We start from the raw sequence: 19,358 nt of genomic DNA, 5'->3' as shown, positions 1-19,358 counted from the left end.
AGAGGAACGGACTTCATGAACGACCAGATTCACTCCGGCGGCTCGGACCACGAGCACGGAGAGCTTGGCGATGCCGAGTACGCGGAGTTCATGGAGCTCGCCGCGCAGGAAGGGTTCGACCCCGAGGAGGTCGAGGGCGCGCTGGACGAGGCCGGTCACGGACCGCTCCCCGTCCTCGCCGTCGTCGGCCGGCCCAACGTCGGCAAGTCGACCCTGGTGAACCGGATCATCGGCCGCCGCGAGGCCGTCGTCCAGGACAAGCCGGGCGTCACCCGCGACCGCGTCACCTACGAGGCCGAGTGGGCGGGCCGCCGCTTCAAGGTCGTGGACACCGGCGGCTGGGAGCAGGACGTCCTCGGCCTGGACGCCTCCGTCGCCGCCCAGGCGGAGTACGCGATCGAGACGGCCGACGCGGTCGTCTTCGTCGTGGACTCCACCGTCGGCGCCACCGACACCGACGAGGCCGTCGTCAAGCTGCTGCGCCGGGCCGGCAAGCCCGTCGTGCTCTGCGCCAACAAGGTCGACGGGCAGAGCGGCGAGGCGGACGCCACCTCCCTGTGGTCGCTCGGTCTCGGCGAACCGCACCCCGTCTCCTCGCTGCACGGCCGCGGTACCGGCGACATGCTGGACGCCGTCCTGGAGGCCCTGCCCGAGGCCCCGCCGCAGTCCTTCGGCACGGCCGTCGGCGGCCCCCGCCGCATCGCGCTCATCGGCCGCCCGAACGTCGGCAAGTCCTCCCTGCTGAACAAGGTGGCCAACGAGGACCGCGTCGTCGTCAACGAGCTGGCGGGCACCACCCGTGACCCGGTGGACGAGCTCATCCAGCTGGGCGGCGTCACCTGGAAGTTCATCGACACGGCCGGCATCCGCCGCCGCGTCCACCTCCAGGAGGGCGCGGACTACTATGCCTCGCTGCGCACCGCCGCCGCCCTGGAGAAGGCCGAGGTCGCGGTCATCCTGATCGACTCCAGCGAGTCGATCAGCGTCCAGGACCAGCGCATCGTGACCATGGCCGTGGAGGCGGGCCGTGCCGTCGTGCTCGCCTTCAACAAGTGGGACACGCTGGACGAGGAGCGCCGCTACTACCTGGAGCGCGAGATCGAGACCGAGCTCGCGCAGGTCGCCTGGGCCCCCCGGGTCAACGTCTCGGCCCGCACCGGCCGCCACATGGAGAAGCTGGTCCCGGCGATCGAGACCGCGCTCGACGGCTGGGAGACCCGCGTCCCGACGGGCCGGCTCAATGCCTTCCTGGGCGAGATCGTCGCCGCCCACCCGCACCCGGTCCGGGGCGGCAAGCAGCCCCGCATCCTGTTCGGCACCCAGGCGGGCACCAAGCCGCCGCGCTTCGTCCTCTTCGCCTCCGGCTTCCTGGAGCACGGCTACCGGCGCTTCGTGGAGCGCCGCCTGCGCGAGGAGTTCGGCTTCGAGGGCACCCCGATCCACATCTCGGTCCGGGTCCGCGAGAAGCGCGGCCGCAAGAAGTAAGCCCCGTACACAACCGCACGAGGCGGTACGCGACAGCCCCGGAGCGCTCGGTCACCGAGCGGTCCGGGGCTGTCGCGTACGGGAGGTCAGGCGTCCCGTGAGCCGGGCGGCAGCGCCGCGGGCCGGGTGCGCCCCGCGTGGCGGCCCACCCGCTGCCAGCCGCCGAGGCTCCCGGAGCGGGCGCCCGTGCCGGAGCGGTCGCCCGTCGCCGTACCGCCGGGGGAGGAGTGGCCCGAGTGGCCGCGCAGCGGGGCGCGCGAGCCGAAGAGGCCGAGGGCCTGGAGGCCCAGACTCTCCTCGCCGGTCCGGTCACCCGGCAACGCCCGGAACGAGCGGCGGTACTCGGAGTACAGCGCGTCGTAGATCGGGGTGTGGGACGGGCCGCCCGAGGGGTCCTGCGCGGGACGCATCGCAGGGATCGGGCTCGGACGCTGGTGGGAGGGGTCGTATGAGTGCACGTAGGTGCCAACGACCGCGTGGGCCGTCGGATGCGGGCCCGCCGGGGAAACACCCGTCGGGCAGACAACTGTTCGCCGCCGGGGCTCCGGACGCGCGGTCACGGTCAGGTCCCGGCCAGCGGCATCGCGGCGGCGACCAGCAGCCCGGCGGCCGAGGCCTTCTCCAGCGCGTCGCGCAGCAGGTCCTCGCGGGGCTGCTGGCCGATGGAGCCCGCCGGGGCGGCGTAGACCAGCACGGTCTGCGACTTGTTGGCGGCGGTCCGCCAGCCCTCGGTGACCTGGAGCGGCGCGTGCGCCTGCCACCAGGCGACCGGGGTGCCGCCCCCCGTACCCGGCTGGAGCACGGCGTGCAGCTGGCCCATGGCGAGCAGGATCGACCAGCCGTGCAGCACCTCCGGCACCTGCTCCATGCGGTGGACCGGCTGGAAGCCCTGTTCCAGGAGGAGCTGGAGGAACTGGTCGCCGTCCCGGCCGTCCGTCCCGGGGCGGGCGATCGCGCCGGTCGGCTCGACCACCAGGGCCGGGTGCAGCTCGTCGTCGATCAGGACGAGGCCGCTGGTGATGCCGAGGACGGCCTGCTCGGGGACGACCCGCTCCGGCTCCCCCTGGTCGCCGGTGATGCTGCGGACGGCGCCCTGAAGCTGCTCCTCGGCGACCTGGACGACCTGCGAGGGGATGCAGCTGGCGTGCGCGAAGGCGAGCACGGCGGTCTCGTCGCCGACGAACAGCACCGTGCTGGTGCGCTCCTGCTCGGAGTCGCCGGGGGTGCGGCAGGAGGTGCAGTCGTAACTGCCCGGGGCGTTGTCGCCGACGAGCAGCCGGTCGGCTTCGGCGTCGCCGATCTCGGCGCGTACGTCCTCGCTGACGTCGAGCATGCGCGGCACGGGTGGCTCCTCGAACTCGGTACGTGCGCCGGGGGGTTCCCGGCTCAGAGATGACAACGGGCGAGCCGCTGCCGGGGTCACGCGGGAAGCCGTACGGAATCGGGCCCGGGCGCGCCGGGAGGGTGGGGGATCAACCGACAAAGGAGGAGAAAACCGCCCGCGCGGACGGGTGTGGAGGGGCGGGCGCGGGGTAGACGAGCGAAGCGGGCGGTACCCCCGCCGCGTGCCGGAATGCGCGGAACCGGGTTGTCCGCTATACGGTCCCGCGGCCCCGGGCGGGCCCGTCCGATGGTATGCCTGTCGGTCCCGGAGATAAGGGTGCGATAAGGGAGGGTGAATTACCGGCGAAGCCCGTCCTTGCGGAACGTTTTCCCTCGGGGAATTCGGCCTCGCCCCCGGGTGGAAATCCTCGTCGTTTTCCCGCCCTTCCGATGATCGTCCACCGGCCTGTGCGATTACTGTGCGTCCGGTTGTGAATCGCACGTTCGGGTGAAGGGGGTCGTGGCGAACACGTGTCGGGATCCTGTGACACAAGTGTGACCGGTGAGCGACGTGAGGATGCCGTGTGCCCGCGCGCGGCCCCCGCTACCGCCCCCGCACCCGGGCGCCTACGGTGGGTGGCATGGCACCCATACCGACTCCTCCCGCCCAGCCCGACGACGCCACCGGCGCGTATGTGGGGCTCTCCGCAGAGACCGCCGAGCAGCGGGCCCGGGAGCACGGCTGGTCCACCGTACGGGCCCTGCCGCCGGGCACGGTCATCACCATGGAGTTCCAGGTGGGCCGGATCAACTTCGAGGTCGACGGCGGCGTCGTCAGGCGCTGCTGGACCGGCTGAGCCGCCCGGACTCCCGGCATACGCGTGAGGGGCCCCGACCATGTCCGGTCGGGGCCCCTCACGCGTATGCCGGGATCAGCCGCCGGCGACCGGCCGGGCCGGAGCCGTGCCCCCGCGCGGCGCGCGGTCGGCGTGCGGCGGGCGCCGGCTGCCGGCCGGCGTCACCGGGGACCGCTCCGAGCGCACCGCGTGGGCCGTGGCCGGCGCGGGATGGGGGCGCGGACGGCCGTTGACGGCGGGCGGACGGCCCGCCTGGCCGCGCGCCGGACTCTGTGCCGCCGGCTCCTCCGCGGGCGGCTGTACGGGCGGCTGTGCGGCCGGTACGGGCGCCGGGGCGTCGGCGGCGGGCACCGGGGCCGCGGGACGGCTGCCGGGGGCGCCCAGCCGGGCACGGGCGGCGAAGATCCAGTCCTCGGCGCGGGTGATCAGCGGCTCCACCCAGGGCAGGCCGAGCAGGATCAGCAGGCCCGCCGCCCAGCCGAGGAGCACGTCGCTCAGCCAGTGCGTACCGAGGTAGACCGTCGTCAGTCCGACGCCGAGCGAGACGATCGCGGACATGGCCGACAGATAGCGCCTGGCCCGCGGGGTGGCGGCCAGGTAGGCGAGGATTCCCCAGGTCACGACGGCGTTGGCGGTGTGGCCGGAGGGAAATATATCGCCGCCGGCGAAGAGCTCGGCCGATCCGATCCTGGTCGCGTAGTGCGGGCCGAGCCGGCCGAGGCCGATCTTGACCGCGCCCACCGTCAGGTTGAGCAGCAGCAGCGAGGCGCCGAGCGTCAGCAGCGGACGCAGGGTGTGCTGCCGCCAGGAGCGCCAGCCGAGCCAGCAGGCGACCATGACCGCGGTGGGCCCGCGCTGACCGAGGACCACGTAGTAGTCGAGGGCGGCGTGGATTTCGGGCCACTGCTGGTAGGGCCGGAAGAGCATGACCTTCCAGTCCAGAGCCACCAGCCAGGACGACATGAGCACGGCAACGACGATGGCCAGATAGAACGCCAACGTCCCGCCGAAGAGAGCGATGCGGTGACGGCTCATCCGCGGTGTCTCTATCTTCGGCGGTTCCGGCTCCCGGTCCAGCCGGGCGAAGAAGTCGGTACGCACCCAATCGACGTTACAGCGAGTGAGTGGGCGCGCCTGTCGATCCGGGCGCTTTGTGATGACGATGTGATGTGGAGTATGTCTCAGCCGCCGGGTTTTTCCAGGGAGTCTGAATAACTCCCCTATTCTTTTCGGCCTGTTATGCGATTCCTGTTCGACAAGTAATCCGCTGACGCCTGCGAAGAATTCCGGGGATCCCGAAGTGTGTTTATCCACGGTGCGGCGGAACGGAACGGAGGGTGTCAGTCCGGTTACCGTACGGCTTCGGGCGGGGGGTCTACGGCCCCCGCCGGGCGGCCCGCGCAGTGGCGTACGCCACACTCCACCGGGTCGGGCGGTATGAGATGGACCACGTGTGGCCCGGCCGAACTCGCGTACGCTGACGGATCACTCGCCCGTCGACGCCGGGCCCGGACATCGCGTCCCGTGGGCCCGCCGAGAGCGAGGGAACCATCTGGGAGGTAGATGCATGACCGGGACGCCCAACGCCCGAATCCGCCTGCGCGCAGCCGCCGACGGTGCCAACCGCTGGGTCGTCCTGGTCGTCCTCTGCCTCAGCCTGCTGCTCGTCGCGCTCGACGCGACCGTGCTGCACGTGGCCGTCCCCGCCGTCACCGAGGACCTGCGGCCCAGCGCCGCCGGTCTGCTGTGGATCGTGGACGCCTACCCGCTCGTCTGCGCCTCGCTGCTGATCCTCTTCGGCACCCTCGGCGACCGGGTCGGCCGCCGCCGCGTCCTGCTGCTCGGTTACGCCCTCTTCGGCGTCGCCTCGGCCGTCGCCGCGCTGGCCGACAGCGCGGGCGTGCTCATCGCGGCGCGGGCGCTGCTCGGCGTCGGCGGGGCGATGATCATGCCCGCCACCCTCTCGATCCTGCGCCAGGTCTTCCCCGACCGGCGCGAACGGGCCGTGGCGATCGGCGTCTGGTCCGCCGTGGCCGCCGTCGGCGCCGCCACCGGGCCGGTCATCGGCGGCTTCCTGGTCGAGCACTACTGGTGGGGCTCGGTCTTCCTGATCAACATCCCGCTGATGGCCCTGATCCTCCCGGTCGGCCGGCTGCTGCTCCCCGAGTCCCGGGGCAACGACGACGGACCCTGGGACGTGCTCGGCGCGCTGATGGCCGCCGCCGGGGTGCTCGGCGTGGTCCTCGGAGTGAAGCGGGCCGGCACCGGCGAGGGCTTGGCCGACCTCGCGACCCTGGTGCCGCTGCTGCTCGGGGCCGCCCTGCTCGCCGCCTTCGTGCGCCGCCAGAAACGGCGCACCCACCCGCTGATCGACATCGGCATGTTCACCCGGCCCGCCTTCTCGACCGCCGTCGGCTGCATCGTCCTGGCCATGCTCGCCCTGGTCGGCCTGGAGCTCGTCGCCGTCCAGTACCTCCAGCTCGTCCTGGGCCTCAGCCCCCTGGAGACCGGCCTCCGGCTGCTGCCGCTCACCTTCGCCGCGATGGCCGCGGGCGCCACCGGCTCCCACACGCTGCGCCGGTTCGGGCCGCGCCGGATGGTCGGCTGGGGCTTCGTCCTGACGGCCGCCTCGGTGCTGACCCTGACCGTGATGGGCCGCGACGACCGGCCCGTCCTGCTGGCCGTCGCCTTCGTGGCCCTCGGCTTCGGCCTCCAGTCCACGCTGTTCGGCGCGTACGAGTCGATGCTCAGCGAGGCCCCCGCCGACCGGGCGGGCGGGGCGGCCGCGATCGGGGAGACCTCCTACCAGCTGGGCGCCGGGATGGGGATAGCGCTCCTCGGCAGCGTGATGAACGCCGCCTATACGCCCGGCCTCGCGGGGCTGCGCGCCGACGGCGTCCCCGCCTCCGCGGCCGCCGGGGCCGGGCACTCGCTCGGCGAGGCGTACCAGGAGGCCGCGGCGCTGGGCGGGCCGCTGGGCGCCGTCCTGCGCGCCACGGCCCGGGACGCCTTCATCGACGGGCTGCATGTGACGCTGCTGGTCAGCGCGGGGCTCCTGCTCCTCGGGGCGCTGGCCGCGCTGCGGCTGCCCCGGGTGATGGAGTGCGCCCCGAAGCTCTGCGAGCCCCGGGAGCCGGTGGAGCGGCTCGGCGACGCGCCGCCGAGCGAGGCCGCGGACCGGCTCGACGCGCCGCCCCGGGTGCCCGGGCGGCGCCGGCCGGGCGGTGCGGGCCCCGGACACTCTGGACGTCCCGCACACCGGGTCGTAACGTCGGCAAGGCACCGTAACTAACGCTGCTAGTTTTCGCGCACCCCGCCGGAGGCACACCCTCATGTCCACCGCCCCCACCTCGAAGCTCCCGCCCTTCGACCCCCGCGACCCGATCGGCATCGACGACCTGCTGAGCCCCGAGGACCTCGCGATCCGCGACACCGTCCGCACCTGGGCCGCCGACCGCGTCCTGCCGCACATCGCCGAGTGGTACGAGAACGGCGAGCTGCCCGGCATCCGCGAGCTGGCCCGCGAACTGGGCGCCCTCGGCGCGCTCGGCATGTCCCTCCAGGGCTACGGCTGCGCCGGCGCGACGGCCGTCCAGTACGGACTGGCCTGTCTGGAGCTGGAGGCGGCCGACTCCGGCATCCGCTCGCTCGTCTCCGTACAGGGCTCCCTCGCCATGTACGCGATCCACCGCTACGGCTCCGAGGAGCAGAAGCAGCGGTGGCTGCCGGGCATGGCGGCGGGCGAGACCATCGGCTGCTTCGGCCTCACCGAGCCCGACCACGGATCGGACCCGGCCGCCATGCGCACGTACGCCAAGCGCGACGGCGAGGACTGGGTGCTCAGCGGCCGCAAGATGTGGATCACCAACGGCTCGGTCGCCGGGGTCGCGGTCGTCTGGGCGCAGACCGACGAGGGGACGGCCGGCACCGGCATCCGGGGCTTCGTCGTCCCGACCGACGCGCCGGGCTTCTCCGCGCCAGAGATCCGGCACAAGTGGTCGCTGCGCGCCTCGGTCACCAGCGAACTGATCCTGGACGAGGTGCGGCTGCCCGCCGACGCCGTCCTGCCCGGGGTCACCGGACTGCGCGGCCCGCTCAGCTGTCTGAGCCACGCCCGCTACGGCATCGTCTGGGGCGCCATGGGCGCGGCCCGGTCCAGCTTCGAGGCGGCCGTCGACTACGCGCGCACCCGGGAGCAGTTCGGGAAGCCGATCGGCGGCTTCCAGCTCACCCAGGCCAAGCTGGCCGACATGGCCGTCGAGCTGCACAAGGGCATCCTGCTCGCCCACCACCTCGGGCAGCGGATGGACGCGGGGCGGCTCCGTCCCGAGCAGGTCAGTTTCGGAAAGCTGAACAACGTGCGGGAGGCCATCGAGATCTGCCGCACCTCGCGCACGATCCTCGGTGCCAACGGGATCTCGCTGGAGTACCCGGTGATGCGGCACGCGACCAATCTGGAGTCGGTCCTCACCTACGAGGGGACCGTGGAGATGCACCAGCTGGTCCTGGGGAAGGCGCTCACCGGCCTGGACGCGTTCCGATGAGCGCCCGCAGGGCGGTCAGCTCTGGTTGAAGAAGCCGTCGGCCGGCCGGCCGGCGGCTTCGCCGTTCATCACCTGGGTGTCGGCGGGGGTCAGCAGGAAGACGCGGGTGGCGACGCGGTCGATCGACCCGCGCAGTCCGAAGATCAGGCCCGCGGCGAAGTCCACCACGCGCTTGGCGTCGGCGGAGTCCATGGACGTGAGGTTCATGATCACCGGGACGCCGTCCCGGAAGAGCTCGCCGATGGCGCGGGCGTCCCGGAAGCTGTCCGGCGTCACGGTGGCGATCCGGCGGCCCGTCTCCTCGGCGGTCTCGGAGGCCACCCGCACCCGGGGATCGGTCACCCACGCCTGACCGGTACCGGTCCGTGCACCCTCGGCGTACTCGTCGTCGTCGTAGTACCGCTCGTCGTTGTCCTCTACGAGGCCCAGCCAGGCACTCGCCTTGCGCACCGATCCCATGGACGCCTCCTCTCACCGCGGTTCCTTGGTGTTCCGCATCTCTTTCGTATCCCTATGGTCGTCCATGATGCGGATCGTGCGCCAAGGGGATAGGCGGCGCGCAGGGCATTCGTGACGGTACTGGTGCAGAGGATGTGGCGATTCGTCAGGCTTCGTACGGGTAAGGGGGCCTGAAGAAAGAAAATATGAAGTCCGGGCCGTACGGGTGACATGGGGGACGTACGGGTGAACGGGCCGCTCGATACGATGCCGTCGCATCCGCGCCCGAGCGCGGCACACACGCGAACGAAAACCGGGGGACGGCCGTGTTCGGAATAGTCAGGCCCTGTACGCATCGCCTCTCCGAGAGGCTCAAGACCGAGTGGATGGCCCATCTCTGCGGGCTCTGTCTGGCGCTCCGCTCCGACCACGGGCAGTTCGCCCGGGTCGTCACCAACTACGACGGCCTGATCGTCTCGGTCCTGACGGAGGCTCAGGCCGAACGCACCCCCGGGCAGCGCCGCACGGCCGGGCCCTGCCCGCTGCGCTCCATGCGCACCGCGCCCGTCGCGCGCGGCGAGGGTGCCCGGCTGGCCGCCGCCGTCTCGCTGGTGCTCGCCTCGGCGAAGGTGCGGGACCACGTCGCCGACCGGGACGGCCTGTTGGCCCGGCGCCCGGTCGCCGCGGCGGCCCGCAAGGTCGCGGCGAGCTGGGACCGGGCCGGGGCGCGCACCGGCGCGCAGCTCGGCTTCGACACCGCGGTCCTGGTCGACGCCGTCGACCGGCAGACCGGCATCGAACTCCTCGCCGGACCCGGCACCCCGCTGCTGACGGTCACCGAACCCACCGAGACCGCCACCGCCGCGGCCTTCGCGCACACCGCCGTCCTCGCGGGCAGGCCGGAGAACGCCGAACCGCTCGCCGAGGCCGGACGCCTCTTCGGGCGCCTCGCGCACCTGCTGGACGCCGTGGAGGACCAGGACGCCGACGCCGCGGCGGGTGCCTGGAACCCGCTCACCGCGACCGGCACCTCGCGCGCCGAGGCCCGGCGGCTGGCCGACGACGCGCTGAAGGGCGTACGGCTGGCGCTGTCGGACGCGGAGTTCACCGACGGCAGGCTCGCCCATGTGCTGCTGACCCACGAGCTGCGGCGCTCGGTGGACCGGGCCTTCGCCACGGACGTCTGCTCCCACCGGTCCGGCGGGCTGCTGACCGTATCCGGCGAACCGTCAGGAACGGGGCCCGCGTGCTCCTTCGGGCCGCCGCCGGGCAATCCGTACGCGCCCACGGGACCGGGCGGACCCTCCGGGCCCCGGCCGCCCGAGCCGCCGCGCGACCGGCGCGGGCTCGTCATGGGCTGCCTGGTGTGGGCCGGGCTCGCCTGCACCTGCCAGATGTGCTGCGGCACCTTCGAGGACCCCTGGTCGCGTCAGCGGCGAGAGGGGCTGTGCAGCCAGTGCGACTGCGGGGACTGCTGCGACGGCTGCGATGCGTGCAGCAACTGCTGCGACTGTTGCAGCTGCTGTGACGGCTGTGATGGCTGTGACTGCGGGTGCGACTGCTGAAGCGGCGTCAGCTGTACGTCCCGCTCCGCGGCATGGCGGAGCGGGACGGAGCGAGGGGAGGGTGTGCTGCTGTGCCGGACGTACGAGGGCGCGCCTGGACAGGGGCTCGGACACCGGTCACGGCGCGAGCGGGCAGGCGGCTTGGAGCAGGGCGTCGGCTCAACAGGAACAGGACCACACGCGACCGAAGTCGATGTGGGAGCGCTTGACCAGCCACTGCTGCGATTGCATGGCCCCAGTGGAACAGGCATCCGATAGCCCGTCAACCGCCCTGAGACGCGCTGCTCACAGTGTGGACAGGCTTGACAGTGCGGCGTGGACAGCGCTTCCCTTCGGAGGAGGACCGGGCTGAGGGGCCCGTCCGTCGTGTGTTCCACGCTGCTGTTCTCCGTGCCGAGGGTGCGCCCCGTGTTCGACCGCCGCATCCACGGAGCTTCCGCATGCCCGCGCAGACCGCCCCTCCCGTCGCCCTTCCCGAAGACAACGATGCCGTCCGGTGCGCGCCCGCCGCCCCGGGCCGCCGGTGAGCGCCCGGCCCGCGCTGGCCGTCATCGGCGCCGGGCCCCGCGGCACCGGCCTGGTCGAACGGCTCGCCGCCAACGCCCCCGCCCTGTACGGGGACCGGCCGCTGGACCTCCACCTCATCGACCCCCACCCGCCCGGAAGCGGCCGGATCTGGCGCCGCGACCAGTCCCCGCTGCTGTGGATGAACTCCATGGCCCAGGACGTCACGATGTTCACCGACGACACCGTCCGCCAGGAGGGCCCCGTCCGGGAGGGGCCCGCGCTCGACGCCTGGGCGGCGGACGTACGGGAGGGCCGGACCCCGTGCGCCGAGGCGGCCGCCGACCCCCGGCTGCGCGCCGAGATCGAGACGCTGCGAGGGCGCGACTTCCCGAGCCGGCGACTCCAGGGCGCCTATCTGCGCTGGGTGTACGCGCACGCGGTGGCGGCCCTCCCGCCCGCGGTCACCGTCCATGAACACCGTGCCCCGGCCCTGCGCGTCACCGGCCCGCGCGACGGCCGCCAGCTCGTCCACCTCGCGGGCCGGGACGCACCGCTCGCCGCCGACCTGGTCGTCCTCACCCTCGGCCACCTGGACGCCGGGCCGGACGGCGAACAGCGCGCGCTCTCCGCCTTCGCGGACCGGCACGGGCTCGTCCACCTGCCGCCCGCCTTCACCGCCGACAGCGACCTGAGCGCGCTGCCCGCGGGCGAACCCGTCATCGTCCGAGGACTCGGACTCGCCTTCATCGACCTCATGGTGCTGCTCACCGAGGGCCGCGGCGGACGGTACGAGAACGGGGCGTACGTGCCTTCCGGCCGGGAGCCCGTCCTGTACGCCGGATCGCGGCGCGGCGTCCCGTACCGCGCCAAGATCGGCTACGGGTTAGAGGGCGAACGGCCGCCGCTGCCACGCTTCTTCGGGCCCGAGCGGAGCGCGGAGCTGCGGGACCGGCCGCAGCCGCCCGACTTCCGCCGGGACATCCGGCCCCATGTCGACAAGGAGCTCGGGCACGCCCACTACCACCGGCTGTTCACCGCCCACCCCGAGCGGACCGCCGCCGACCGGGCCGCCTTCGAGGAGAAGTACGCCGCGGCCGGTCCGGGCAGCGCCGAACTGCGGGACCTGATCGCCGACGCCGTCCCCGACCCCGCCGACCGGCTCGATCTCGACGCGCTCGACCGCCCGCTGGACAAGATCCGCCACACGTCGTCCGACGCCCTCCAGGAAGCGGTCCGCGCCCACATCGCCGCCGACCTCGCACGCCGGAACGACCCCGGGCACAGCGAGGACCTCGCCGTCTTCCTCGGACTGCTCTCGGTCTACGGAACGCTCGTCCGGCTCGGCGACATCGGGGACGAGTGGCACGGCTTCTTCAGCTACCTCGCCTCCGGACCGCCCGGCCCCCGGCTGCGGCAGCTGCTCGCGCTCTCCCGGGCCGGCGTCGTCCGCTTCCTCGGCGCCGGCACGACGGTCGAGGCCGACGAGGAACGGGGCGTCTTCCGCGCGGCGAGCGCCACCGTGCCGGGTGCGCGAGTCGAGGCCCGCGCCCTGGTCGAGGCCCGGCTCCCCGCCCCCGCACCCGGGCGCACCCGTTCACCCCTGCTGCGCACGCTGTACGAGGACGGGGCCGCCGCCACCGCCTCCGGGCTGCTCGCGGTCGACCCCGGCGACGGCCGGATCGTGGACCGCGCCGGACGCCCGCACCCGCGCCGCTTCGCGCTCGGCCCGCACACCGGGGCGCGTACGAGCGGGGCGTTCACCCGGCCGCGCACCGGCGGCCCGGCGTTCGGCCAGAACGACGCGACCGCGCGCGCCGCCCTCGTCCTGCTGCGCCGCCTCCACCCGGACCCGGGGGACTGAGCACCGGCGGCCTCCTCCCGCACCCACCTTCACCGTGCCGCCCCAAGGCCGGCACCCACGCTCCGCCGAAAGGACTTGCCATGCCAGCTCTCCGGCCCCTCCACCTGGCCGCCGAGATCGGCGGCCCGCCCCGCTACGACGCCGCGCACCACACCGGGCTCGCCCGGCTCGCGGAGGGCGGGGCGCTCGATTTCGTCACCCTCGGCGACTCGTTCGCCCGGCCGGGGCCCGACGCGCTCGCCGTACTCGCCCGGGTGGCCCCCGCCACCCGCCGCGTCGGCCTGGTGCCGACGGTCACCACCACCCACACCGAGCCGTTCCACGTGTCGTCGGCCGTGGCCACCCTGGACTGGGTCAGCCGGGGCCGGGCGGGCTGGCACGTCGGCGTGTCCACGACCGAGGCGGAGGCCCGGCTGTTCGGCCGCCGTCCCGCGGCGTCCGCCCCGGACCTGTGGCGCGAGGCGGGCGAGTGCGCCGACGTCTCGGCCCGGCTCTGGGACAGCTGGGAGGACGACGCCGAGATCCGCTCCACCGCGACCGGCCGCTTCATCGACCGCGACAAGCTGCACCACATCGACTTCGAGGGCGCCGCGTTCAGCGTCCGGGGGCCGGCCATCGTGCCCCGGCCGCCGCAGGGCCACCCCGTCGTCGTGATCGACGGAACGGCCGAGCCGGCCAGGGACGCCGCCGCGCGCCACGCCGACGTCGTCCTCGTACGGGCCACCACCCCCGAGCGGACCGCCGCGCTCCGCGACGACGTGCGCCGCCGCGCCGCCGCGCACGGCCGGGACCCCGACGCGCTGCGGGTGTTCGCCGCGCTCACCGTGGACCTCGGCGACGCCGAGACGGCCTTCGAGCCCGGGCTGGCGACCGGGCCGCCGCCGCCCGACCGGGGGACCTACTTCCGGGGCGGCCCGGTCGACCTGGCCGATCTGATCACCGAGTGGCACCGGGCCGGCGCGGTCGACGGCTTCCACCTCACCCCGATCACCCCCGCCCGCGACCTCGAACGGATCGTCAACGGCACGGTGGCCCTGCTCCAGCACCGCAGCCTGTTCCGGACCTTCTACCCGGGCGGCACCCTGCGCGAGCACCTGGGCCTGGCCCGTCCCGCCAACCGGTACGCACGCGTGGGGGAACGGGTATGACGGCCGCCGCCCCGAAACGTATGCACCTCGCCGCGCACTTCCCCGGCGTGAACAACACCACCGTCTGGTCCGACCCGCGCTCCCGCAGCCAGATCGAGTTCTCCTCGTTCGAACACCTCGCGCGCACGGCCGAGCGGGGCCTGTTCGACTTCTTCTTCCTCGCCGAGGGGCTGCGGCTGCGCGAGCACAAGGGGCTGATCCACGACCTGGACGTGGTCGGCAGACCCGAGTCCCTGACCGTGCTGTCCGCGCTGGCGGCGGTCACCGAACGGCTCGGCCTCGCCGCCACCGTCAACACCACCTTCAACGAGCCCTACGAACTGGCCCGCCGGCTCGCCACCCTCGACCACCTCAGCGCCGGCCGGGCCGCGTGGAACGCGGTCACCTCGTCCGACGCCTTCACCGGTGAGAACTTCCGGCGCGGCGGCTATCTGGACCGCGCCGATCGGTACACCCGCGCCGCCGAGTTCGTCGCCACCGCCCGCGAACTGTGGGACTCCTGGACCCCCGACGGCACCCCGCGCCCCGTCTCGCACCGGGGCCGGCACTTCACCGTCGAGGGCGAGTTCACCGTGCCGCGCTCCCCCCAGGGCCATCCCGTCGTCATCCAGGCCGGCGACTCGCCCGAGGGCCGGGACTTCGCCGCGTCCGCCGCCGACATCGTCTTCACCCGGCACGGCACCCTCGAAGCGGGCCGCGCCTTCTACGCGGACGTCAAGGGCCGGCTGGCGGCCCACGGCAGGGAGCCCGACGAGCTGAAGGTCATGCCCGGCGTCACCTTCGTGCTCGGCGACACCGACGCCGAGGCGCAGGAGCATGCGGCCGCCATCCGTCTCCAGCAGGTCTCGCCGCAGAGCGCGATCGCCGCCCTGGAGCAGGTCTGGGGCCGCGACCTCTCCGGGTACGACCCGGACGGGCCGCTGCCCGCGACCGACCCGGACCCCGGCGCCGAGCCGGCCCGGGGGCGGGTCCGGCAGGGCGACCCGCTCGCGGTGGCGGCCCGCTGGCGTGCGCTGTCCCGGGAGAAGGGGCTCTCCATCCGGCAGACGGTCATCGAGGCGACCGGCCGCCAGTCGTTCATCGGCAGCCCGGCCACCGTCGCCGCGCAGTTGACGGAGTACGTGGCGGCCGGGGCCGCCGACGGCTTCATCCTCGTCCCGCACCTCACCCCCGGCGGCCTCGACGACTTCGTCGACCGGGTCGTCCCGCTCCTTCAGGAACGGGGGGTCTTCCGCCGGGCGTACACCGGTTCCACCCTGCGGTCGCACCTCGGTCTCGCCGAACCGGTATGGAAGGGTTGATCCATGAGCACGCACGCACAGCAACAGGCAGCGCGGGACTGGGAGCGCTGGCACGAGGAGCGGACCGCCACGGTCTCGGCGCCGTACGGTCCGCTCTCCCTCACCGGGACCCACTGGCTCGCGGACTACCCGGAGGGGCGAATTCCGGCCGTCCCGGGCCGGTGGCGCGAGGAGGACGGCGCACCGGTGCTCGACGCCGCCCCGGAGGACGGGCTGACCGTCGACGGGAAGCCCTTCGCCGGGGAGGTCCGGCTCGGTGCGGACCAGGGGCCGATCGGCGCCTCCCGGGTCGCGCACGAGGGACGCAGGCTCGTCGTGCTCAGCCGCGAGGGCCTGTGGGCGGTCCGCGTCTTCGACCCCGATTCGCCCGCACGGCGCGCGTTCCGGGCGATCGACGCGACCCCGTACGACCCGCGCTGGGCGGTGCCGGGCACCTTCCGCCCGTACCCGGACGCGCGCACCGTCCGGGTCGAGAACGCCGACGGTGTCGAGCGCGGGCTGGGGCTCGCCGGGGAGATCGCATTCGAGCTGGACGGGGCCGGGCACACGCTTCAGGTCGCCGTCGAGCCGGACGGGTCGCTCTGGGCCGTCTTCGCCGACGCGACCAGCGGAAACAGCAGTTACCGCTTCCGGTTCCTGCGGCCCGCCGCACCGGACGCCGACGGCGCGGTGACCGTCGACTTCAACCGGGCGCTGCTGCCGCCGTGCGCCTTCGCGGACCACTTCATCTGCCCCTTCCCGCCGCCGGGCAACACCCTTCCGGCGGCCGTGGAGGCGGGGGAGCGGCAGCGGGCCGACGGCTGAGGGCGGTCGCGAGCTCAGGCCAAAAGGCACCCTTGCGCGAGAAGTTGACGCCTTGAATACTCCCGAGCAGCGCTTGTCAGGGGCACGGCATATCCGGAATGCGGACGGATGGCCGTGTGCCTGACTGCGCCTCACGGGTCCGACCACCCCACAGGCGGGCCCCCGATATTCCCCTCGGGAGGAATGACAGTGAGGATCAAGCGCACCACCCCCCTCAGCGGTACCGCCAGACGCACTCGGGCCCTCGCCATCGCGGCGGGCCTGGTGGCCATAGGCGCCCTGGCCGTCCCCACCGCCCAGGCGAACTCCACCGGAACGTACAGCGCCAACCAGCTCGCCGCCGCCAGTGACGCCGTCCTCGGCGCCGACATCGCGGGCACGGCGTGGAGCGTCGACCAGAAGACCGGGAAGGTCGTCGTCACGGTCGACAGCACGGTCTCCGCGGCGGAGATCAAGCAGATCAAGGACTCCGCGGGCGGCAACGCGGGCGCCCTGCGCATCGAGCACACCCCGGGCAAGTTCAACAAGCTGCTCTCCGGCGGTGACGCGATCTACGCACCCGGCTGGCGCTGTTCCCTCGGGTTCAACGTCCACAGCGGCAGCACGTACTACTTCCTGACCGCCGGTCACTGCACCGACGGCAACCCGCCCTGGTACACCAACTCCTCGAACAGCACCTACATAGGCCCGACGGTCGGCTCCAGCTTCCCGGGCAACGACTACGGAATCGTGCGCTACGACAACACCTCGCTCGCCCACCCGGGCACGGTCGGCAGCGTCACCATCACCGGCGCGGCCAACGCCACGGTCGGCATGTCGGTGACCCGCCGGGGCTCCACGACCGGTGTCCACAGCGGCACCGTCACCGGGCTCAACGCCACGGTCAACTACGGCAACGGTGATGTCGTCTACGGCATGATCCAGACCAATGTGTGCGCCGAGGGCGGCGACTCGGGCGGTCCGCTCTACTCCGGTTCCAAGGCCGTCGGCCTGACCTCCGGCGGCAGCGGCAACTGCAGCTCCGGCGGTACGACGTTCTTCCAGCCGGTCACCGAGGCGCTGAGCGCGTACGGCGTCACGCTGAACTGACGCCCGGTCCCGTACGGACACATGGCCCCCGGTCCCGCCGGGGGCCATGTGCGTGCGCCGGTCAGCCTCTTCCCGCGCCCGCCCCGGCCGGTGCCACGCCGAAGATGTCCACCGCGTGGTAGTACGTCCAGGCCGTGGCGTCGCACGAGGTCCGCTTGGCCCCGGAGTAGGCGGCGCACACGCGTTTGAGGTCCGCGTAGAGGGCGTTGTCGAGCCGGGCCTTGTTGGCGGAGAACGTCCCGGCGGCCTTGTAGTTGCGGTACCCGAAGTCGTGCCGGGCGCAGGCCGTCTGGAACGGGAAGCCGAAGGGGTTGTCGGGCGAGGTGCTGCAGTAGTCCGTCGACCAGTCGAAGCCGTACGAGGACCAGGCGCCCTTGTTGTTGCGGGCGGAGTTCCACGCGTTGTAGCTGGCGGCGCTCGTCTGCGTCCAGGAACTGAGGACCTGGGGTTTGTCCGCGGGGGCCGCCGAGGCGGACGCGACGGGCAGCAGGGCGAGCGGGAGCGACAGCCCGAGGGCGGCGAGCAGGGTGGCGACGCGACGGCGCATGGACAACCTCCGTGGGGAGAGGGGCAGTTGGACCGTCCTCGCGGGTGTGCGAGGTCGCTCCAGAATGCCGCCATGCACCTGTCACGCCTAGGGGCGTGCGGTGGCTCTTCGGTGTTGTGCGCCGCGTGGGGTGCGCGTCAGCGGGCGTGCCGCTGCCCGAGCAGGCGGGCCTGTTCCTTCTTCAGTTCGGTGAAGCCCTTGCGCGCGTACGCGGCTATCTCCCGGCTGGGGAACGACACCACCGAGAGGTGCTGTTCGTGGTTGCCCCGCGACCACCGGGCGGCCGTGATCTCGTAACCCGAGACATGGGCGCACAGCTGGAGCAGGAGGGGTGGCATCACCGGCTCGCTCAGGAGGTCGGCGTGGGTGAGGACGAGATCGCGCATGGCCCGGATGTTCGGGAGGAAGACGGTCGTGACCCACAGCCGCCACTCGGCGAGCTCTTCCTCGGTGGGCGGCGTCTCGTGGTCGAAGGGGGATCTGCCGTCGGGGCGGGCGTTGCGCTCCACGAACGCGGCGAAGATGCGGCTGTTGGCCTCGGTGAGGGCGAACAGGGGGCCGTAGAAGTCGCCGAGCTGGCGGTTCACCCGGGCGAGGCGTTCCTGGCGCTGCGAGAGGCGCAGCCCGTTGAGATAGGTGAGCGCATAGCCGGCGAACGCGAGCCCGACGGTGACGGCCAGTGTGATCATGGGCGCCGATGCTAGCCGGGGGACGCCTCCGTCGTCGCCGGTCGGTCCGGGGTTCTGCGCATCGCCGTCAGCAGCGTGCCCGCCGTGCCCGCCACCGCCCACGCGGACAGGATCAGCAGGGGGCCGGTCACCGCGTTGCCGTGGAAGTACGCGATCGAGCGGGCCGTCCAGGTCGAGGCGCCCGGGGGCAGGGCGGGGCCGATCGCGCGCCAGAAGTCCGGGAGCATCGGGAGCGGGAAGGCGCCGCCCGCGCTCGGGTTGCCCGCGATGACCACGATCAGGACGGCCAGGCCGATGCCGACGATGCCGGTGAGCCCCTCCAGTGCGAGGGTGATCATGCCGACCGCGAAGACGGTCAGCGCGCCCAGGCCCGCCAGCCCCCAGAAGCTGCCGGGCAGGGCGCCGAGGACCGGGCCGATGATGAGCGCGCCGCCGATGCCGCCCGCGATCGCGTACAGCGCCATGACCCCGGTCCGGATCAGCGCGCGCTGCCGGTTGGCGGGGCGGGTGCCCGCGCTGATCGCCAGGATCGAGGCGCAGAGATAGCCGCCGACGCACCAGCCCACCGCCAGATAGAACGCGGACAGCCCGTCGAAGTCCTGGCGCGAGGCCGGGGCCACGTCGACGGCGCGCACGGTGCGCCGCTGGGCCGCCTCCGCCTCCTTGACGATCTTCGTGAGCGAGGTGGCCAGGACGGTGCCCCCGCCGGAGGCGACCAGCACGGTGTCCCGGGTGCCCCGGGGGTCCACGATGAGGGCGCCGTCGATCTCGCGGTCGAGGATCTGCCGGCGGGCGGTGGCCTCGTCGGAGACCGTACGCGGGTCGAGCGGGCCGCCCGGGAGGCCGTCCAGCTGGGCGACGAGCCGGGCGGACGCCTGCTGGGGCGCGACGACGCCGAAGGGGACGTCCGTCGGCTTCGGGTGGTGCAGCGCCCCGATGTAGGACGCGATGAACAGCAGCTGAAGAGCCAGCACCCCGATGACGAGCAGAGCGGCCCGGGGGGTGACGGCGTTCCGCACCTCGTCGGCGAAAGTCATGCCCCCACGCTCCGGGCTGCCCCTCGCGCGCGCAGTCGGGGCGCGGCCGAACGGCGGAAGGGGAGGGGGCCGTGACCGGGGGAGACCGGGCGGGCGCCGAGTATCGTACGAGTGTTCGAAACTTGGTTTATGGTGGAGAGCGAGGGGGGTGGCCAGCGCGTAC

At 73.3% G+C, this 19,358-nt stretch carries 17 protein-coding genes; 10 read left to right on the top strand and 7 right to left on the bottom strand.

What is annotated here, in order from left to right:
* Positions 1-15: 15 nt before the first annotated feature.
* Complete coding sequence (gene der / locus AMK18_RS24690) at positions 16-1,485, top strand: ribosome biogenesis GTPase Der (protein ID WP_018103619.1); 1,470 nt, start codon at positions 16-18, stop codon at positions 1,483-1,485.
* 86 nt (positions 1,486-1,571) lie between these two features.
* Here der and AMK18_RS24685 read toward each other — a convergent pair whose 3' ends face one another.
* Both AMK18_RS24685 and AMK18_RS24680 read right to left on the bottom strand, forming a co-directional pair.
* Complete coding sequence (locus AMK18_RS24685; RefSeq protein ID WP_018103620.1) at positions 1,572-1,895, bottom strand: hypothetical protein; 324 nt, start codon at positions 1,893-1,895, stop codon at positions 1,572-1,574.
* Positions 1,896-2,047: 152 nt separating this feature from the next.
* A complete protein-coding gene (locus AMK18_RS24680; protein WP_018103621.1) occupies positions 2,048-2,827 on the bottom strand; it encodes a hypothetical protein in 780 nt (259 codons plus the stop codon).
* 622 nt (positions 2,828-3,449) lie between these two features.
* Between AMK18_RS24680 and AMK18_RS24675 the strand changes: the two genes are divergently transcribed.
* Positions 3,450-3,665, top strand: a complete 216-nt coding sequence (locus AMK18_RS24675) for an I78 family peptidase inhibitor (protein WP_018103622.1) — start codon at positions 3,450-3,452, stop codon at positions 3,663-3,665.
* Positions 3,666-3,740: 75 nt separating this feature from the next.
* Here the strand turns inward: AMK18_RS24675 and AMK18_RS24670 are convergent, their stop codons facing one another.
* Positions 3,741-4,766 carry a phosphatase PAP2 family protein gene (locus tag AMK18_RS24670; protein WP_073864532.1) on the bottom strand — a complete coding sequence of 342 codons (1,026 nt, stop codon included), beginning with the start codon at positions 4,764-4,766 and terminating at the stop codon, positions 3,741-3,743.
* A 466-nt stretch (positions 4,767-5,232) separates the two neighbouring features.
* Here AMK18_RS24670 and AMK18_RS24665 point away from each other — a divergent pair, with 466 nt between their 5' ends.
* Positions 5,233-6,957 (top strand): MFS transporter, encoded by a 1,725-nt coding sequence (locus AMK18_RS24665; protein ID WP_073864531.1) that lies wholly within the window; start codon positions 5,233-5,235, stop codon positions 6,955-6,957.
* 40 nt (positions 6,958-6,997) lie between these two features.
* Entirely contained in the window at positions 6,998-8,209 is a 1,212-nt protein-coding gene (locus tag AMK18_RS24660; protein WP_073864530.1) for an acyl-CoA dehydrogenase family protein, read from the top strand.
* Positions 8,210-8,224: 15 nt separating this feature from the next.
* Here AMK18_RS24660 and AMK18_RS24655 read toward each other — a convergent pair whose 3' ends face one another.
* Positions 8,225-8,668, bottom strand: a complete 444-nt coding sequence (locus tag AMK18_RS24655) for a cell division protein SepF (protein ID WP_018103626.1) — start codon at positions 8,666-8,668, stop codon at positions 8,225-8,227.
* A 305-nt stretch (positions 8,669-8,973) separates the two neighbouring features.
* Between AMK18_RS24655 and AMK18_RS24650 the strand changes: the two genes are divergently transcribed.
* From AMK18_RS24650 to AMK18_RS24625, 6 genes are all read left to right on the top strand, one after another.
* Positions 8,974-10,212: a DUF5685 family protein gene (locus tag AMK18_RS24650; protein ID WP_198957077.1), complete on the top strand. Its 1,239-nt coding sequence runs from the start codon at positions 8,974-8,976 to the stop codon at positions 10,210-10,212.
* Between the two features lie 523 nt (positions 10,213-10,735).
* Positions 10,736-12,580 (top strand): FAD/NAD(P)-binding protein, encoded by a 1,845-nt coding sequence (locus AMK18_RS24645; RefSeq protein WP_073864567.1) that lies wholly within the window; start codon positions 10,736-10,738, stop codon positions 12,578-12,580.
* Positions 12,581-12,660: 80 nt separating this feature from the next.
* The gene (locus tag AMK18_RS24640) at positions 12,661-13,728 is read left to right on the top strand and encodes an LLM class flavin-dependent oxidoreductase (protein ID WP_073864528.1); all 1,068 of its coding nucleotides are present in this window, start codon (positions 12,661-12,663) and stop codon (positions 13,726-13,728) included.
* The gene (locus AMK18_RS24635; protein WP_073864527.1) at positions 13,725-15,029 is read left to right on the top strand and encodes an NtaA/DmoA family FMN-dependent monooxygenase; all 1,305 of its coding nucleotides are present in this window, start codon (positions 13,725-13,727) and stop codon (positions 15,027-15,029) included. The genes AMK18_RS24640 and AMK18_RS24635 overlap by 4 nt, the downstream gene beginning before the upstream one ends.
* Before the next feature lie 3 nt (positions 15,030-15,032).
* Positions 15,033-15,833, top strand: coding sequence for a DUF1684 domain-containing protein (locus AMK18_RS24630; RefSeq protein ID WP_073864526.1), 801 nt, complete (start codon positions 15,033-15,035; stop codon positions 15,831-15,833).
* Between the two features lie 189 nt (positions 15,834-16,022).
* Positions 16,023-16,922, top strand: coding sequence for a S1 family peptidase (locus tag AMK18_RS24625; protein ID WP_073864525.1), 900 nt, complete (start codon positions 16,023-16,025; stop codon positions 16,920-16,922).
* 61 nt (positions 16,923-16,983) lie between these two features.
* Here AMK18_RS24625 and AMK18_RS24620 read toward each other — a convergent pair whose 3' ends face one another.
* The 3 genes from AMK18_RS24620 to AMK18_RS24610 all read right to left on the bottom strand — a co-directional run bounded on the left by AMK18_RS24620 (position 16,984) and on the right by AMK18_RS24610 (position 19,195).
* Positions 16,984-17,469, bottom strand: coding sequence for a phospholipase (locus AMK18_RS24620; protein WP_073864524.1), 486 nt, complete (start codon positions 17,467-17,469; stop codon positions 16,984-16,986).
* A gap of 137 nt (positions 17,470-17,606) precedes the next feature.
* Complete coding sequence (locus AMK18_RS24615) at positions 17,607-18,158, bottom strand: hypothetical protein (RefSeq protein ID WP_073864523.1); 552 nt, start codon at positions 18,156-18,158, stop codon at positions 17,607-17,609.
* An 11-nt stretch (positions 18,159-18,169) separates the two neighbouring features.
* The gene (locus tag AMK18_RS24610; protein ID WP_073864522.1) at positions 18,170-19,195 is read right to left on the bottom strand and encodes a DUF3533 domain-containing protein; all 1,026 of its coding nucleotides are present in this window, start codon (positions 19,193-19,195) and stop codon (positions 18,170-18,172) included.
* Positions 19,196-19,358 lie beyond the last annotated feature (163 nt).

Source organism: Streptomyces sp. CB01249 (assembly GCF_001905735.1).
Taxonomy (GTDB): domain Bacteria; phylum Actinomycetota; class Actinomycetes; order Streptomycetales; family Streptomycetaceae; genus Streptomyces.
The sequence above is the reverse complement of the archived record's forward strand: the minus strand, read 5'-3'. Positions and strand labels throughout refer to the sequence as shown.